Here is a 16,171-nt window from a genome sequence, read left to right on the forward strand (position 1 = left end):
TACGACAAATACGCCACCACCTACCTCGGCGGTGTCCTCCTCGGCTGCATGATCATCCATCACCGCGTCCGCAGTTAGCAGACACGCTCTAGTCCAGCAGGAAGGGGGCGTCCCACTGGTGCCGGACGTCGACCAGCTCGCGCGCGAACGGGACGGCGACGCCGGCCGCGCGCAGCACCGGCCAGGGAATGCCGGCCACCGGGCCGGGGGTGCGGCCCATCGCCCGGGCCAGGTCCCCGAGCGCCTCCCGCTGGCTGCGGGGAGGCGAGCTGGGCACGTGCCACGCACGGCCCCAGGCGCGCTCGTCGGTGCCGAGGGCGACCAGCGTCGCGGCGACGTCGGGCAGGTAGGACCAGCTGCGAGGTGCGTCCGGGTCGCCGATGACCCAGGCCCGCCGGCCGGCGCGCAGTGCGGGCAGCTGGCGCATGAGGTGCGACGCCGCGGCCCGCGCCTCGGTCACCCGCACGCGGCCGGCCTGGTGTGCGGCCAGCGCATCGGCCCACATCCGGGCCCGCACGCGCCCCTTGGTGTCGGTCGCGGCGAGTGGGCTCCGCGGGGTCAGCGGCCCGGCCGGACGGCCGTAGCCGTACAGGTTTCCCATGGTCACGAGGACGGCCCCGGAGCGTTCGGCGGCAGCCAGCAGGGCCGCCGCGACCGGCGGCCAGTCGGTGGCCCAGCGGGTGTAGGCAGGGTTGACCGCGTTGTAGACGGCGGTGGCACCGGCGGTCGCCGCGGCCAGTGCGGCATCGTCGGCGGCGTCCATCGTCCGGTGCTCGACCTGGTCGCTCGATCGGCCGCCGCTCCGCGACAGCACCAGGACATCGTGCCCCTGCTCGGCCAGCAGCTGCGCCGTCGTTGCCCCCAGGGGCCCTTTGCCCACCACCACGTGTCGTGCCATGTCCGTCTCCTCGTCACCATGGAGAGCAGTGCTCTCGGAATGTGCAGGAGCCTGCACCACTCGCGAGCGAAGGTCAAGAGCGACGATCTCGGTAGTGTGCACCGCTCCGGTAATGGCATGCTGGGCCGGTGCCACCTACCACCGCCCGGGAGCGCGCCCGGGCCGCGCTGACCACCGACATCACCGACCTCGCGCGCGCCCAGCTCGCCACGGCGGGCGCGGCCGGCCTGTCGCTGCGCGCCATCGCCCGGGAGCTCGGCATGGCGTCCTCGGCGCTGTACCGCTATTTCCCCAGCCGGGACGACCTGCTCACCCGGCTGATCATCGACGGCTACGACGACATGGGCGCGGCCGCCGAGGCCGCCGACGACCCGGGCGCGGCGCCGGGTGAGCGCTGGCTCGCGGTCTGCCGGGCGGTCCGGACCTGGGCGCTGGCCCGCCCGCACGAGTACGCCCTGCTCTACGGGTCCCCGGTGCCCGGCTACTCGGCGCCGGAGGACACCGTGCCCGCCGCCGCCCGGGTAGGCGTCGTCCTGGGGCGGGTGCTCGGGGACGCCGCACGGGCCGGGCTGCTTCCTCCAGCCGCCGGGCGGGCCACCGGCACGGTGAGTGCGGCCGCCGCCGGCGTGCTCGGCGGCGCCCACCCCGCCCTGGACGACGCCGTGCGTACCCGGGCCCTGCTGGCCTGGAGCGCCCTCTACGGCACGATCAGCTTCGAGCTGTTCGGGCACTTCACCGGCTCGGTGACCGACGCGGACACCTTCTTCGACGACGCGATCACCGACCTGGCCGGGCTGCTGGGGTTCTGAGGCAGCGGGCCCTCCTGTGCGCTACTACCGCGGCAGCCAACCTTCATCCCACCTGTCGGCGCAGCTGAGACGACTCCAGTGAGCAGAGCGGCTGACGAAGTGCGCTGCGTGACAGTTCCAAGCATCAGAACTGCCAGTTAGCGCCCAGCCTTCGGACAGGGCGAGGGTTGCCTGACGCGGCACCAGCTCCCGGGCCGGGGGCGTCCCGGTCCTGCCAGGTGCACGCACACCTCGTCGCCCTCGGCATGGGCGAGTACCCAGAACGCGCGGGCCGCCGATTCGTCGAGCAGCCGCCCGCCGGCCGCCAGGGCGCACGGACGGGCACCGCCCCTTCGTCGGGGCGACCGTGACGTCGAGGTGAACGCGGTTGCGCTTCGAGCGGGGTGCGTCCATCTGTTGGAACCAGACGGCCGGCAGCTGCCCGGCCGGGTCGACGAGCCCACCGGTGGGGTCGTCCCGTTCCGCGGGCTCGTCGACGTAGCCGAGGACGGCCTTCCAGAACGGCCGGACCGCCGGGATGCCGAGGGCGTAGACCGCCAGCTCCAGCATCTGCACCGGCCGGCCGAGCGCTGCGCTCTATGCCCGCCGGGCACCGAGCTCGGCGAGCGCCCCCGTCACCGCCCGGGCCAACTCGACGTCGACCGGGGTGACGCCGCCGACCGCCCGGGTCTGCAGCGACAGCTCGACCCGGTCCGGGCGCAGATCGACCCGCAGGTGGCGTCGGCGTCCGGCCGTCGGGCCGAGGCGTCGGTCCGGGACAGGAGCTCGTCAGCGGCCATGCCGAGCAGTGTGGCCCGAACGCAGGACAGGGGCCGCCTCCCCGGAGGGAAGCGGGCCCTGTCCTGACACCCTCAAGGCGTCCCCGAGCGTGGACCCCTCCAGGGCACCCAGAAGGGGTCCTGCTACCAGGAGGGGTCTTTTTTTCAGTCGATCGCGAGCGTCGTCTCGTTCAGGCCGACGTCGGCGGCGAGCCGGCGCTCGGCCCGGCCGACCGGCGACAGCGAGCGCAGCGTCCATTCGCCGGGAGCGGCGAAGAACCGGAACTCGCCCTCCGGGCTGGTCACGACCTCAGCGGTGAACTCGTCGGTCGCGTCCAGCAGCCGGACATAGGCCCCGGCCACCGGTGCCCCCTCGTGCCATACCGAGCCCTGGATGACCGTCTGGATGCTGAGGTCGATGCCGGCCAGCGCACCACCCTGCTTCGGGGCGCCGCACATGGTCAGGCCCCCTTGGCGATCGGGACGCCGACCAGCGAGCCGTACTCGGTCCAGGAGCCGTCGTAGTTTTTGACGTTCTGATGGCCGAGCAGCTCGCGCAGCACGAACCAGGTGTGGCTCGAGCGCTCACCGATCCGGCAGTAGGCGATGGTGTCCTTGCTGGTGTCCAGCCCGGCGTCGGCGTAGAGCGTGGCCAGCTCCTCGTCGGACTTGAAGGTGCCGTCCTCGTTGGCCGCCTTGCTCCACGGCACGTTGACCGCCGAGGGGATGTGGCCGGGACGCTGCGCGCCCTCCTGCGGGAGGTGTGCCGGGGCGACCAGCTTGCCGGTGAACTCATCGGGCGAGCGGACGTCGACCAGGTTCTTCTCCCCGATCGCGGCCACGACCTCGTCGCGGAAGGCGCGGATGGAGGTGTCCGGCTCGACGGCCTTGTACTGGGTCGCGGGACGGGACACGGCATCTGCGGACAGCGGGCGGCTCTCCAGCTCCCACTTCTTGCGGCCGCCGTCGATCAGCTTCACGTCGCCGTGGCCGTAGAGCTTGAAGTACCAGTACGCGTAGGCGGCGAACCAGTTGTTGTTGCCGCCGTAGAGGACGACGGTGTCGTCGTTGGCGATGCCCTTGGCCGACAGCAGCTCCTCGAACTGCTCGCGGTCGACGAAGTCGCGGCGCAGCGAGTCCTGGAGGTCGGTCTTCCAGTCCAGCTTCACCGCACCCTCGAGATGGCCCTTGTCGTAGGCGCTGGTGTCCTCGTCGACCTCGACGAAGACGATGCCGGCGTCGCCGAGGTGCTCCTGCGCCCAGTCGGTGGTGACGAGCACGTCGGTTCTGCTCATGTCTGTTCTCCTGTGGTCGGTGGTGCGGACGGGTTCAGGCGGTGCGGGCGGGGAGAGCCCGCCGCGCGGTCAGGTAGAGCTCGCAGCCCAGGCAGAAGCCGGTCGCCGCGTTGAGCAGCGCCGCGACGAGCGCGAGGCCGGTGGCGACCGCGCCGAGCAGCGGTGCACCCAGCAGGTAGCCGGCCGCCCCGACCGCCGCGAAGGCGAGGCCGACGAGCTGGGCGAACCGCGGCGGGGCCTCGGGCTCGCGCTCCCGCACCGGTCCCAGCCGCGGTGCGACGAGCGTGCGGAACAGCAGGCCGTAGGGGGCGAACCGGAGGCCGGTCGAACGCACCGACGGCGAAGACGGCGGCCTGGACGGCGACCAGCCAGCCGCTGCCGGTGACGAGCGCGGCGGCGAGCATGACGGTGGTGACCCAGGCGCCGAAGCGGGGGCCGCGGACGTCGACCTGGGAGACCGGTTCAGGTGATCCAGGGGTTCCGGTGGACGGCGAGGGACGAGCGGGAGTAGCGGGCATCAGGGCCTCCGGACGGCGGACAGGGCGCGTCTGGACGAGCGGAACTCGTCCTCAGGAGGCCGGACACAGGCAGCTGCCGACGCGGCACAGGTCCACTGTGCGGCGCGAGGTCAGCAGGGTGCCCACCGCCCGAGGGTAACGGATCACCGCGACACCGCCGTGTGGGCGTCGACCAGGGCGGTCAGCTCCTCGGGTCGCGGAGCCCCGCTGCTGCGGCCGATCAGCGCACCGCTGCGGTCCAGGTAGAACAGCGTGGGGGTGCGCCGGACGTCGAGGGCGCGCACCTCGTCGAGGTGGCTCTCGGCGTCCACGTGGTGATAGGCCAGGCCCGGCCGGCCGGTCTGCAGCTGCTGCAGCCGGGCGCGGGTGGTCCGGCACGGCCCGCAGAACGCGGTGGAGAACTGCACCACGGTCAGATCGGCGTCCGAGGGGCGGACGCCGAGCCCGGCCAGCACCGTCTGTGGGGTCACGGCGTCCTCCTGCTCGTTCCGTGCCGGGGCGGGGGCGCGGAGCGCGCCGTCGCGGGTACGCAGCCACCAGGCGGCGACGCCGGTGACCACGAGGACGATCACCAGCACCACAATCCCTGTTCCGCTCACGTGCGGGCCAACCAGTCCGGCGGCGGCGGCATTCCGTGGGTCAGCCGCGCAGCACCGTGCCCGCCGCGTGGGCCCGCACCTGGACGCCGTCCCGGCCCGGGTCGACGCTGGTCAGCTGCAGGCCGAACGGCAGTGCCGGCACCGGGTACCGGAAGTCCAGCAGGTCTGCGGCCCGGTCCAGCACGAAGCCGGGCACGTCGAGATCTGCCGCCGAGGCCTGCTGCACGTCGATCACCACGTCCTGCCCGTCCAGGCTCACGGTGCCCGCCGCGGTGACCGGGACGTCGAACCCCAGCACCGACACGGTGCGGGTGATCCGCAGGCCGCCGCCGGCCGGGGCCAGGGTCGTGTCGCCGCCCAACTGCTCGGCCAGCAGGTCGTAGGACAGTGTTGCGGTCCCGTCGACCCGGTCCACCGGCACTTCCTGCACCGACCCGGAAAGCACGTCGGACAGCGGGAGCCGCACGCCGCGCAGCGAGACCTGCGCCTGGGTGCCGGCGGGCTGGCCCAACTGGTCGGCGGTGAGGCTGACCCGGACGTCGGTGTACCGGCCGGAGACCGCCTGGGTGAGGAACGGAAAGCCGGTGATGTCGACGGCCGGCGGGCCGGCCAGGCCGGCACGTTCGACGATCCGCTGCGCGACCTTGTCCTCGGCGATGCGCACGCCGACCCGGTCGGCGACCACCACGCCCCCGAGCAGCAGCACCAGGAGGACCAGCAGCACCTTCACCGCCGCAAGTCTGCCGCGCCGGGAGCCGGAACGGCGGGAGGCGGGAGGGTCAGCTCCCCGTGTACAGCGCCAGCGCGTAGGCAACCGGCGCCACGGCGGCCAGCGGCAGCACCGCCTGCACGACCGCCAGCGCCCAGCCGTGCTGGGCCCGCTCGGCCACCACGTACGAGGCACCCAGCCCCATCAGGACGGCGACCGCGCCCAGCGCGGCCCCGGAGGTCACCGCGGTCATCGCGGCGATCAGGTCCCCGCCGTTCCGGCGCAGCAGCGCCACGGCCACCGCGGCGAGCACGCCGGCGCCCAGGCCGAGCAGCCCGCGGGGCACGCCGTCGGCGATGAGCGGGCGGGGCAGCACCAGGTCGACCAGGTGGCCGACGACCAGCGCCGCCCCGACGACCAGTGCATACGTCGCGGCCACCCGGTTGCCGCCCTCGGTCCGGCCCACCATCAGCAGCACCGCCAGCGAGCAGACGCAGGCGACCAGCAGCAGCACCCCGGCCAGCGAGGCCACCAGGTACCGACGCGGTGCCGGACGGGTCATCTGGTGGGCGACCGCAGCGAGGAAGGCGAGCCCCAGGACGACGAGGAGCTGGTCGAGCCGGGCCCGGTCGGGCAGCAGCAGGGCCACGTCGGCGCCGGCCGCCGCGGCCACGCCGATGGCCAGGGAGCCGAGGAAGCCGCGGATGCCGGTGGCGACCACCCAGGCGGCGACCAGGCCCAGCTGCAGGACCGCAACCGCCACGACCAGCCCGCGGTCCCCCAGGTTCGCCGGCAGGGCGACCAGCAGCGCGGTGGCGAGCACGACGAACCCGGCGGCCGGCAGGTGGTGCGCCCGCGGGGACAGCTCGGCGTCGAGCACGGCGTGGGTCACCCGCCGATGCTCCCAGAGGGGACGGCGCGCGGGCGGCCACACGCCGGGACGGACTGCCGATCGCCGGCGTCCCGTACCGCCGCGGTCGCCCAGCGGCCGATCCGGTCGGCCAACGTCACCGCCGCATCGGGCAGGCCGGGACGACGGAGGCGGACAGCTGAACGCTGTCCCGAGTGGTCACCCGCGCCGTCCGCCTGCCGACCAGGACAGGAGGGGCTGCGGGCACGTCGGCTATCCTGCCCTCTCTCACCTCGACAGCGCCGTCGACGGCCTCGTGAGGAGACGACATGCGACTCGTGCTCATGACCTCGGCCCGTCAGGCGACCACCGAGGTGCTGCCGGCCCTCGGGCTGCTGGCCCATCAGGTGCGCATCGTCGCGCCGGAGCTCTCCAGCCTGCTCGACGGCGACGCAGGGGACGTCGTCCTCGTCGACGCCCGCCACGACCTCGTCTCCGCCCGCACGCTGTGCAGCCTGCTGGCCTCCACCGGGGTGGCCGCCTCGCTGGTCGCGGTCCTGTCCGAAGGCGGCCTCGTGGCGCTGTCGGCCGGGTGGAATGTCGACGACGTCGTCCTGGACACCGCGGGGCCGGCCGAGGTCGACGCCCGGCTGAAGTGGGCGGCCGCGCGCCGGCTGGCCGCGGCCACCCCGGCCGACGGCGCCGACGGCGGGGTCACCAGGGCCGGCGAGCTGGTCATCGACGAGCACAGCTACTCGGCGAAGCTGCGCGGCCGCCCGCTCGACCTCACCTACAAGGAGTTCGAGCTGCTCAAGTACCTGGCCCAGCACCCGGGCCGGGTCTTCTCCCGCGCGCAGTTGCTGCAGGAGATCTGGGGCTACGACTACTTCGGCGGCACCCGCACGGTCGACGTCCACGTGCGCCGGCTGCGCGCCAAGCTCGGCACCGAACACGAGGCACTGATCGGCACCGTGCGCAACGTCGGCTACAAGCTCGACCAGCAGGTCGCCAACGCGACCGCGGCGGCCAACGTGGCCGCCACGTCCGCCGCCGGCAGCACCGCCGGCACGCCGTCCCCGGCCGTCCCCTGAGCCGGCCGCCGCTCGCGTCGCCGGCGGTCTCCGACGCCGCGCGGCTGCCGGAGAACGAGGTGGCGGAGGTCCGCGCGCTGCTGGCCGGCGCGACCGCGGCCGACGGGGCTCGGCCGGTGTCGGAGGAGGCGGAGCTGCGCCTCCAGCACGGTGGCCCGCCCGGGGGCACCGACCTCACGGCCCGGGACGCCGGCGGCGCGCTGCTGGGGTACGCCCGCTTCGAGTTGCCGACCGACGAGCCCGAGGCCGAGGCGGAGCTGGTGGTGCGGCCGGAGGCCCGCCGTTGCGGCGTCGGCTCGGCGCTGCTGACCCGGCTGCAGGAGCTGTCCGGCGACCGGCCGCTGCGGATGTGGGCGCACGGGGGGCTGCCGGGTTCCACCGAGCTGGCCACCGCCCGCGGGTTCACCCGCGCCCGGGTTCTGCTGCAGATGCGCCGCCCGCTGGACGGGGTCGACCCCGATCCCCGGCCCTCGCTGCCCGACGGCGTGACCGTGCGGCCCTTCCGCCCGGGCACCGACGAGGGCGCCTGGCTGACCGTCAATGCCCGCGCCTTCGCCAGCCACCCCGAGCAGGGGCGTTGGACCGCCGACGACCTCGCCGTCCGGGAGGCCGAGCCGTGGTTCGACCCGGCGGGCTTCTTCCTCGCCTGGCGCGAGGAGTCCGGCGGCGCTCGACTGCTGGGCTCGCACTGGACGAAGGTGCATCCGGCGGGCGAGACCGGTGAGCAGCCCATCGGCGAGGTCTATGTGCTCGGGATCGACCCCGACGCGCAGGGTCTCGGCCTGGGCCGGGCGCTCACCGACCTGGGGCTGGGGCGCCTGCGCCGGGCCGGTCTCTCGCATGTGCTGCTGTACGTCGAGGAGGAGAACACCGCCGCGGTGACCCTCTACGAGCGCACCGGATTCAGCCGGTACGCCGTCGACGTGTCCTGGCGCTCGGCGCCGGCCGGCTGAGTGGCCCAACTGCTGGTCGAAGCCGGGCTGCGCCTGTCCGGAATCCTGTCCGTCCTCGGCCGCTGACCTCCGGCGCAGCTGTCCGGTGGGTCCGGACCTGGTCACGAGTCCTACGTCAGCCGTCGTGGGGGACGACCAGGACGGGCCGACCGCACGTCTTGATCAACCGGCGCGAGACCGATCCATCGATCAGCCGCCGCAGGCCCTCACTCACCCCGTGGCCATGGCGCCCGACGACGACCATGAACGCATCGCGGGTCTCGGCCACCCGGACGAGACTGTCCACGGGCGAGCCGAACCAGGCTTCGTAGGACCAGCCGAACCGGTGGCCGTGGAGCGCCCGCTCCACCCGCCCGCGTTCCTCGGCCAGCGTCTCCCTCGCCTGGTCCTCCCATCCCGGGGTGTCCGGATCGACGGGGTAGTCGCCCAGGTTGACCACGTGGACCACAGCCAGGTGAGCCTGCAGCCGGTCGGCCAGGTCGACGGCCACCGCGAGCGCCGCGTCACTGGCCTCGTCGCGGTCGAAGCCCAGGACGAGCGTGGTCCGCGGCGCCGCCTGGCCCGCGCTGTCGGCGACGAGCACCGCGTCGCCGGACGCTCCTCCGGCCCCGGAACCGCCGTTCCCATCGCTCATGGAGCACCTCTGGTCGTCGTCGAACAGGTCGGCCCGAACGGGCCAGGACGAGCCCAGCGCCTGCGGCGGTCGAGGTCAACACCCACGTGCCTGCCGCGTTGGCCGCTCGGGATGCCCGTATCGGCCGAGCCATCATCGCCGACCTCCCCAGGTCGTCGCCGACCTCGGGCCAGAGCGCGATTTCGTCAGCTCCCCGCGAGGACTGCGATCACCGGACGGCGTCCGCGGCCACCGACGAAGTCTCCACCTCCGTTCACGCGGCGTTCACCGATCGACCCGGATCCGTCCACCTGTGCTGCTTAGTGTCCTGCTCGTCAGTCGCCCCTGCCCGGCATCGACGTCCGGGCGCACCCCCAGTCGAAAGGCACTGAGTTGAAGCTCAGCACCACGACGCGCACGGTGGCCGTGTCCGCAGCGCTCGCCGGCACTCTCGCCCTCACCGCATGCGGAGCGTCCAACGAGAGCAGCGGCACCGCCGCCTCGGGCGGGGGCAGCTCCGCGAGCAGCGCACCGCAGCTCAGCGGCACCCTCGTCGGGGCCGGGTCCAGCGCCCAGCAGGCGGCGATGCAGGGCTGGACGGCCGGCTACACGACCGTCCAGCCGGGCGTCACGGTCAACTACGACCCGGTCGGCTCGGGTGGCGGGCGTTCGCAGTTCCTCGCCGGGGGGACCGACTTCGCCGGCTCCGACGCCGCACTCGGCGACGAGGAGCTCACCCAGGCCCAGGACCGGTGCGGCCGCGGCGGCGTCTTCGAGCTGCCCGACTACATCTCTCCGATCGCGCTGGTCTACAACCTGCCCGGCGTGGACGACCTCAACCTGGCACCGGCCACCATCGCCGGCATCTTCACCGGCGCAATCACGAGCTGGAACGACCCGGCGATCACCGCGGACAACCCGGACGCGAACCTGCCCAGCACCCCGATCACCGCGGTGCACCGCAGTGACAAGTCCGGCACCACGGAGAACTTCACCGACTACCTCGCCGCGGTGGCCCCGGACGTCTGGATCGGTGGCGCCGTCCAGGAGTGGCCGGTGCCCAGCGGCGAGGCAGGGGCGCAGACCTCCGGTCTGGTCGCCGCCGTGCAGAGCGGTGAGGGGGCCATCGGGTACGCCGACGAGAGCCAGGCCGGCGACCTCAGCGTGGCGAACGTGAAGGTCGGCTCCGACTACGTGGCCCCTTCGGCCGAGGCCGCCGCCGCGGTCGTGGAGAACTCCCCCAAGGTCTCCGGCCGAGGGGAGTACGACTTGGCGATCGAGTTGCAGCGGGACACCACCGGTTCCGGCGAGTACCCGATCGTGCTGGTCAGTTACCACATCGGCTGCATCCGGTACGACAACCAGGACACCGCCGAGCTGGCGAAGTCCTTCTTCGGCTACGTGGTCAGCGAGGACGGGCAGCAGGCCGCGGCGGACGCCGCCGGCAGCGCGCCGATCTCGGACACGTTGCGCGAGCAGGCACAAGGGGCGGTCGACGCGATAACGGCCGGCAGCTGACCGCGCTGTCCGGTCGCTGCACCGTGGCGGCCCGGAACGTCCACCCGGACGTTCCGGGCCGTCACGGTGCGTTCGGCCCCCGCTCCACCCCACAGTCCGCGCCTCGAGACCGACGGAGCGATCGGTGACCACCACCAGCGCACCCCCACCCCAGCCCGAGCCCAAGCGGCGGGTCGGTGACCGGGTGTTCGCCGGCAGCGCCAAGGGCGCCGGCATCCTGATCCTCGTCGTTCTGGCCGGCGTCGCCGTCTTCCTGGTCACCGAGGCCTGGCCCGCGTTCACCGCATCCCCCGCGGACCTCGCCGGCGGCGAGGGCGTTCTGTCCTACGTCGCGCCGCTCGTCTTCGGCACCCTGCTGGCCGCGGTCATCGCGCTGCTCATCGCCACCCCCCTGGCGGTGGCGATCGCCCTGTTCATCACCTACTACGTGCCCCGCCGGTTGGCTGCGGGGCTGGGATACGTGGTGGACCTGCTGGCCGCGATCCCGAGCATCGTGTACGGCTTCTGGGGGATCGCCGCCCTGGCGCCCGCCCTGGTCCCGTTCTACGGCTGGGCGGAACGGAACCTCGGTTTCATCCCGTTCTTCGCCGGGCCTGCGTCGGCCACCGGCCGGACGATGCTCACCGCCGGCCTGGTGCTCGCGGTGATGATCCTGCCGATCATCAGCGCCATCTCCCGGGAGGTGTTCAGCCAGGCACCCCTGCTCCACCGCGAAGCAGCACTGGCTCTGGGCGCCACCCGTTGGGAGATGATCACAATGGCCGTGCTGCCCTACGGGAAGTCGGGGATCATCGGCGGCGCGATGCTCGGCCTGGGCCGCGCCCTGGGCGAGACGCTGGCGATCGCCCTGGTGCTGTCCATCTCCGGTGGGATCTCGTTCAACCTGATCTCCAACACCAACCCCGGAACGATCGCCGCGAACATCGCCCTGCAGTTCCCCGAGTCCACCGGGCTGGACGTCAACACGCTCATCGCCAGTGGCCTGGTCCTCTTCGTCATCACGCTCGCCGTGAACATGCTCGCCCGGTGGGTCGTCAACCGGCGGGCCGACTTCTCCGGAGCCAACTGATGAGCACCTCGACGTCACCGGCTCCGGCCACCACGAGCGCCGGACCGCTCGGGTCGATCAGCCAGCACCGCCGGCTGCCCCGGTTCGGCGCCGCGGGGATCTTTGCCGTCGGCGCGGCCGCCGGGATCATGCTGTCGGCAGTCACCGGGTTCGCCCTGGTCCTGGCGGCCATCTACGCCGTCGTGCTCGGTACCGCGGGGCTCCACGTCGGGTCCCGGCTGCTGGAGGGCCGCCGCACGGCGGCCGACCGGCTGGTCACCGCGCTGGTGCGCATCGCGTTCGCCCTCGCCATGGTGCCGCTGGTCTGGCTGGTCTGGACGGTGGTCAGCAAGGGAACGGCCCGGCTGGACGGCGCCTTCTTCAACCAGTCCATGTTCGGGATCGCGAACGAGGGCGGTGGGGCCTATCACGCGATCATGGGCACGCTCATCATCACCGCCGTCACCGCCGTCATCTCGGTGCCGGTCGGGCTGCTGACGGCGATCTACCTCGTCGAGTACGGGCACGGAAAGCTGCCCAAGGCCATCAACCTGCTCGTGGACGTGATGACCGGCATCCCGTCCATCGTGGCGGGCCTGTTCGCCTACGCCCTGTTCTCCCTCTTCTTCGGCCCGGGCGTGCGGCTGGGCATCGCCGGTGCGGTCGCCCTGTCGGTGCTGATGACCCCGGTGGTGGTGCGCTCGGCGGAGGAGGTCTTCAAGCTGGTGCCCAACGAGCTGCGCGAAGCGAGCTACGCCCTGGGCGTGCCGAAATGGCGCACGATCGTCAAGGTCGTGATCCCCACCGCGATCGCCGGCCTGGGCACCGGCATCACCCTGGCCATCGCCCGGGTGATCGGCGAGACCGCCCCGCTGCTGGTCACAGTGGGGATCACCGCGGTCACCAACCTCGACCCCTTCAACGGCCGGATCGCGACGCTGCCGGTCTTCGCCTACTACCAGCTCACCCGACCCGGCGTGCCGCCGGAATTCGCCGTCGACCGGGCCTGGACCGCCGCATTCATCCTGATCATCCTGGTCATGGCGCTCAACGTCGTGGCGCGGTTGATCAGCCGCTTCTTTGCCCCCAAGACCGGTCGCTGACGCGATTGGACCCGGCCCGACCCGACCCGAAGGAAGTCCCGTGGCCAAGCGCATCGACGTCTCCGACCTGGACATCTACTACGGCAACTTCAAGGCCGTGGAGGGCGTCAACATCTCCATCGAGCCGCGTAGCATCACCGCGCTGATCGGGCCTTCCGGGTGCGGGAAGTCGACCTTTCTGCGCTCGCTGAACCGCATGCACGAGGTGGTCCCGGGCGCCCGCATCGAGGGCAAGGTCGTCATCGACGGCCAGGATCTCTACGGCTCGGACGTCGACCCCGTCGACGTCCGCCGGCAGATCGGCATGGTCTTCCAGCGACCCAACCCCTTTCCGACGATGTCCATCTACGACAACGTCGTGGCCGGGGTCCGCCTGAACAGCACGAAGCTGAAGAGGGCGGCGCTGGACGAGCTGGTCGAGCGGTCGCTGCGCGCGGCGAACCTGTGGACGGAGGTCAAGGACCGGCTGGACCGCCCGGGGGCCGGCCTGTCCGGCGGTCAGCAGCAGCGTCTGTGCATCGCCCGGGCCATCGCGGTGGAGCCGGAGGTACTGCTGATGGACGAGCCGTGCTCAGCCCTGGACCCGATCTCCACGCTGGCCATCGAGGACCTGATGACGCAGCTGAAGGAGCGCTTCACCATCGTCATCGTCACCCACAACATGCAGCAGGCAGCGCGGGTCAGCGAGTTCACCGGCTTCTTCAACCTCGCCGGCGTCGGGCAGCCGGGCCGCCTGGTGGAGTTCAACCCGACGGAGAAGATCTTCAGCAACCCCGACCAGAAGTCGACCGAGGACTACATCTCCGGCCGCTTCGGCTGACCTGCCCCGGTACGTCTGCGGTCAGCCGCAGGACGCGGTCCCGCCGACGGTCGGGGCGGCCACCGGCGCCGCCCCGACCGGCACCGGGGCATCGAGTGCTACTGGGACCACGGTCGCCTCGCCGGGCCCGAGTACCAGCTGCACGGCGCCGCCGACCTCGTCGGTCTCGGTCAGCACCGCACCGGGCACCGCGGCCGCCACGGTCCGGGCCGGCTCCAGCGACTCCGGTCCGTACCGGACGACGGTCTGGTCCACCGCTGCGGGCTCGGTGCCGACCACCCCGGTCCGGAAGCCGGCGCCGGCCAGCGCCTGGGCGATCTCTCCGCCGCGGCCGGCGTCGGTCGCGTCCAGCACGTCCACCGTGACACCGGCCGGGGCGACGGTGACCGTGGTGCCGGCCGGCGCGGGGTCGGCCTGGGTGGGATCGGGCAGGGTGTCGGCCGCCGGGCTGCTCACGGCCGCCGCGTCGGCCGCCGGGTCCCCGCTGGTGGCCGCGTCGTCGGCCGGCAGCCGGCCGTCGTCGATCACCGCGTCGAACAGCGCCCGGGTCGCGGTGCCGTCGACCAGGGCCACTGCCCGGTCGGTGCCGGCCGGGACGTAGCCGATCCGCGACACCGGCACCGCGGCGCGCTGGACGGCGTCCTCAGGCAGGTCGCCCAGGACGGCGGCGACGGCCCGGACGTCGCCGAGTGTCGTGTCGGCGTCGAGGGTGAAGGCGTCGCCGGCCTGACCGAGGAACCGGGTCAGCGTGATCGGGTTGGCCAGCGTGCCGGCCGACAGCGCCGAGCGCAGCATCGAGGTGAGCACCAGTTGCTCGCGCTCGGCCGCCGCCGTGCCGGTGACGTCGGCGCCGGTGGTGCCCGGGCTCAGGAAGTCGGTGACCTGATCGCCGGCCAGGTCGTTGCCGCCCGCGGGCAGCTGCAACCCGGCCCCGTCCGTGGTTGCGGCGCCGGGCAGGCACACCGCGATCCCGTCGAGTGCGTCGACCATGCCGGGCAGCGAGCCGAGGTCCAGCCCCAGGTAATGGTCGACCCGCAGGCCGGAGAGCTGCTGCACCGACCGCACCAGGCACGACGGCCCGCCATCGAGCAGCGCGCCCGCGAAGGGCTCGGTCACCGGCTCGCGCACCGACCCCTCGTCGGTGTGACAGGCCGGGGTGTCGGTCAGCACCGTCGGGGGCACGGTGACCAGCACGGCGCGGTCCCCGGCGGCGGAGACGTGCGCGATGAGCGTGCTCACCGACGCCGGGCCTGACCGGCCCGGCAGCCCGGTACCGACCACGAGGTAGGTCTGCGAGTCGTCCTGCAGTTGCGGAGCAAGCACCTCGGGTCCGTCGGTCACCAGCGCGTCGACGCGGTCGATCGAGCGGTCGACGTAGAAGTAGAGCCCGACGTAGTAGGCGGCCACCATGCCCAGCAGGACCAGCAGCGCCACGAGAGGGCGGGGCAGGCGGCGGCGGGGAGGGCCGTCCGCCGCCCGGGAGCGAAGCCCGGCGCTGGTCGAGCCGGTGTGACCGGCCACCGCATCAGGAGCCGGCAGCCCGGGGACCGGCCGGTCGAGGCCGGGGATGGGCGGGACCGGCATCGACCGGCGGATGCCGCCGTCCGGCAACGGGAGGGAGGGATGGCCGGTGCCGGCCCACTCCTGCTCGATGGGGGTCAGCCACCGGGGTTCCACCACCGGCTGCCCCTCGGTGGGCAGCCCGGCCGGGGTAGCGGCGAGGGACTGCTCGGTGTCCGGGCCGACCGGGGCGACCGGACGTGGGGTGCGCCAGCTGGACCCGACCGGGGGCGCCGCGGGCGGTACGGAGCGCCGGTCACCTGGGCCCACGCGTCGCGGGGCGGCCGCGGGGACAGCGGGCCGGTCGACGCCGGGAAGCCACCGGGGCGCGTCCGGAAGCCGTGGGGCGACGGGCGAGGACGTCGCCGCCTGGGGGACTGCGGGGCGGCGGGAACGGGCTGCAGGAACCGGCGGGGGCTCGGCAGCGGGGCGGGGAAGGGCGTCCGGGCCGGGCCGGACGGCCGGGGCGCCGTAGCCGTCCACCCGCTCCTGGCGGCCGGTGGCCTCGCGGCGCTCGGCCCGTCGTCGGCGGACACCGCTGCCGGTCCGGGCCAGCAGCTCGTCGACCGTCACGTGCGCAGTGCCGACGGCTGCGGTGCTCGGGCCGTCGACCGGCTGGGGACGGCGGGCCGCGGGGTCGGCGGGGTCGGCGGGGCCGTCGCCTGCCCCGTGCCACGTCGGCTGGTCCGCCACCGGTGTCGACATCCCATCGTCGCAGTGCCTCAGCGCCGCTCCTGGGAGGATGTCCCGAGTTCCGTGGAACTTCGGTGGCGGCCCGTTGATCAACTAGGCGGCGTTGCTGACGGGCCCATCATGCGCGGCGGGTACGACAGTTGCAGCGGTGGCCTGCTCGAGGGCGGTGCGTAGCGCCGGCAGGTGCAGGTGGCCGTTGACGCGGCGGAATTGCTTGCCTGCCTCGATCATCCCGGCGGCGCACCAGCGCAGCGCCATCTGCCCGTCGCGCCAGCGCTTGACGTTGCCGGCGTGATCCCGGCAGATGGAGATCATCGACTCGATCATGTTCGTGGA

The 16,171-nt window shown here is 73.3% G+C and carries 17 protein-coding genes and 2 pseudogenes; 7 read left to right on the plus strand and 12 right to left on the minus strand.

Translation table 11 applies throughout. The annotated features are described in order from the left end of the window. Positions 1-88: 88 nt before the first annotated feature. Positions 89-898, minus strand: a complete 810-nt coding sequence (locus tag BLW04_RS22555) for an FAD-dependent monooxygenase (protein ID WP_139306972.1) — start codon at positions 896-898, stop codon at positions 89-91. Between the two features lie 128 nt (positions 899-1,026). Between BLW04_RS22555 and BLW04_RS22560 the strand changes: the two genes are divergently transcribed. Beyond that, complete coding sequence (locus tag BLW04_RS22560) at positions 1,027-1,707, plus strand: TetR/AcrR family transcriptional regulator (RefSeq protein WP_091547687.1); 681 nt, start codon at positions 1,027-1,029, stop codon at positions 1,705-1,707. 24 nt (positions 1,708-1,731) lie between these two features. Here BLW04_RS22560 and BLW04_RS29840 read toward each other — a convergent pair whose 3' ends face one another. The 8 genes and pseudogenes from BLW04_RS29840 to BLW04_RS27090 all read right to left on the minus strand — a co-directional run bounded on the left by BLW04_RS29840 (position 1,732) and on the right by BLW04_RS27090 (position 6,478). Next, complete coding sequence (locus tag BLW04_RS29840) at positions 1,732-2,256, minus strand: VOC family protein (protein WP_175484222.1); 525 nt, start codon at positions 2,254-2,256, stop codon at positions 1,732-1,734. A gap of 374 nt (positions 2,257-2,630) precedes the next feature. Next, positions 2,631-2,924, minus strand: coding sequence for a DUF1416 domain-containing protein (locus tag BLW04_RS22570; protein WP_091547693.1), 294 nt, complete (start codon positions 2,922-2,924; stop codon positions 2,631-2,633). Between the two features lie 2 nt (positions 2,925-2,926). Further along, positions 2,927-3,760, minus strand: a complete 834-nt coding sequence (locus BLW04_RS22575; protein WP_091547695.1) for a sulfurtransferase — start codon at positions 3,758-3,760, stop codon at positions 2,927-2,929. A gap of 34 nt (positions 3,761-3,794) precedes the next feature. Then, on the minus strand, positions 3,795-4,094 hold the full coding sequence (locus BLW04_RS27770; protein WP_217631204.1) for a DUF4395 domain-containing protein: 300 nt from the start codon (positions 4,092-4,094) through the stop codon (positions 3,795-3,797). Between the two features lie 25 nt (positions 4,095-4,119). Beyond that, positions 4,120-4,278: pseudogene (locus BLW04_RS29845) on the minus strand (DUF4395 family protein); the annotation flags it as partial. Between the two features lie 143 nt (positions 4,279-4,421). After that, positions 4,422-4,877, minus strand: a complete 456-nt coding sequence (locus BLW04_RS22585; RefSeq protein ID WP_254781895.1) for a TlpA family protein disulfide reductase — start codon at positions 4,875-4,877, stop codon at positions 4,422-4,424. Positions 4,878-4,917: 40 nt separating this feature from the next. Further along, entirely contained in the window at positions 4,918-5,607 is a 690-nt protein-coding gene (locus BLW04_RS22590; RefSeq protein ID WP_091547698.1) for an LmeA family phospholipid-binding protein, read from the minus strand. Positions 5,608-5,656: 49 nt separating this feature from the next. Then, the gene (locus tag BLW04_RS27090) at positions 5,657-6,478 is read right to left on the minus strand and encodes a hypothetical protein (RefSeq protein WP_175484223.1); all 822 of its coding nucleotides are present in this window, start codon (positions 6,476-6,478) and stop codon (positions 5,657-5,659) included. A gap of 287 nt (positions 6,479-6,765) precedes the next feature. Here BLW04_RS27090 and BLW04_RS27095 point away from each other — a divergent pair, with 287 nt between their 5' ends. Then, on the plus strand, positions 6,766-7,527 hold the full coding sequence (locus BLW04_RS27095) for a winged helix-turn-helix domain-containing protein (RefSeq protein WP_175484224.1): 762 nt from the start codon (positions 6,766-6,768) through the stop codon (positions 7,525-7,527). Positions 7,528-7,571: 44 nt separating this feature from the next. Continuing rightward, complete coding sequence (gene mshD, locus BLW04_RS27100) at positions 7,572-8,480, plus strand: mycothiol synthase (RefSeq protein WP_256375505.1); 909 nt, start codon at positions 7,572-7,574, stop codon at positions 8,478-8,480. Positions 8,481-8,595: 115 nt separating this feature from the next. Here mshD and BLW04_RS22600 read toward each other — a convergent pair whose 3' ends face one another. Beyond that, entirely contained in the window at positions 8,596-9,114 is a 519-nt protein-coding gene (locus tag BLW04_RS22600; RefSeq protein WP_091547701.1) for a universal stress protein, read from the minus strand. Positions 9,115-9,513: 399 nt separating this feature from the next. Here BLW04_RS22600 and pstS point away from each other — a divergent pair, with 399 nt between their 5' ends. From pstS to pstB, 4 genes are all read left to right on the plus strand, one after another. Next, positions 9,514-10,611, plus strand: coding sequence for a phosphate ABC transporter substrate-binding protein PstS (gene pstS / locus BLW04_RS22605; protein ID WP_254781897.1), 1,098 nt, complete (start codon positions 9,514-9,516; stop codon positions 10,609-10,611). A gap of 124 nt (positions 10,612-10,735) precedes the next feature. Continuing rightward, positions 10,736-11,680, plus strand: coding sequence for a phosphate ABC transporter permease subunit PstC (gene pstC / locus BLW04_RS22610; RefSeq protein ID WP_091547707.1), 945 nt, complete (start codon positions 10,736-10,738; stop codon positions 11,678-11,680). Further along, positions 11,680-12,762, plus strand: a complete 1,083-nt coding sequence (gene pstA, locus BLW04_RS22615; RefSeq protein WP_091547709.1) for a phosphate ABC transporter permease PstA — start codon at positions 11,680-11,682, stop codon at positions 12,760-12,762. The genes pstC and pstA overlap by 1 nt, the downstream gene beginning before the upstream one ends. Before the next feature lie 40 nt (positions 12,763-12,802). Continuing rightward, positions 12,803-13,582: a phosphate ABC transporter ATP-binding protein PstB gene (pstB, locus tag BLW04_RS22620; RefSeq protein WP_091547712.1), complete on the plus strand. Its 780-nt coding sequence runs from the start codon at positions 12,803-12,805 to the stop codon at positions 13,580-13,582. Between the two features lie 21 nt (positions 13,583-13,603). Here the strand turns inward: pstB and BLW04_RS22625 are convergent, their stop codons facing one another. Continuing rightward, positions 13,604-15,847: an LCP family protein gene (locus BLW04_RS22625; RefSeq protein WP_254781898.1), complete on the minus strand. Its 2,244-nt coding sequence runs from the start codon at positions 15,845-15,847 to the stop codon at positions 13,604-13,606. A gap of 81 nt (positions 15,848-15,928) precedes the next feature. After that, positions 15,929-16,171, minus strand: a pseudogene (locus tag BLW04_RS22630) (IS256 family transposase); the annotation flags it as partial.

This window comes from Modestobacter sp. DSM 44400 (assembly GCF_900107175.1).
Lineage (GTDB): Bacteria > Actinomycetota > Actinomycetes > Mycobacteriales > Geodermatophilaceae > Modestobacter.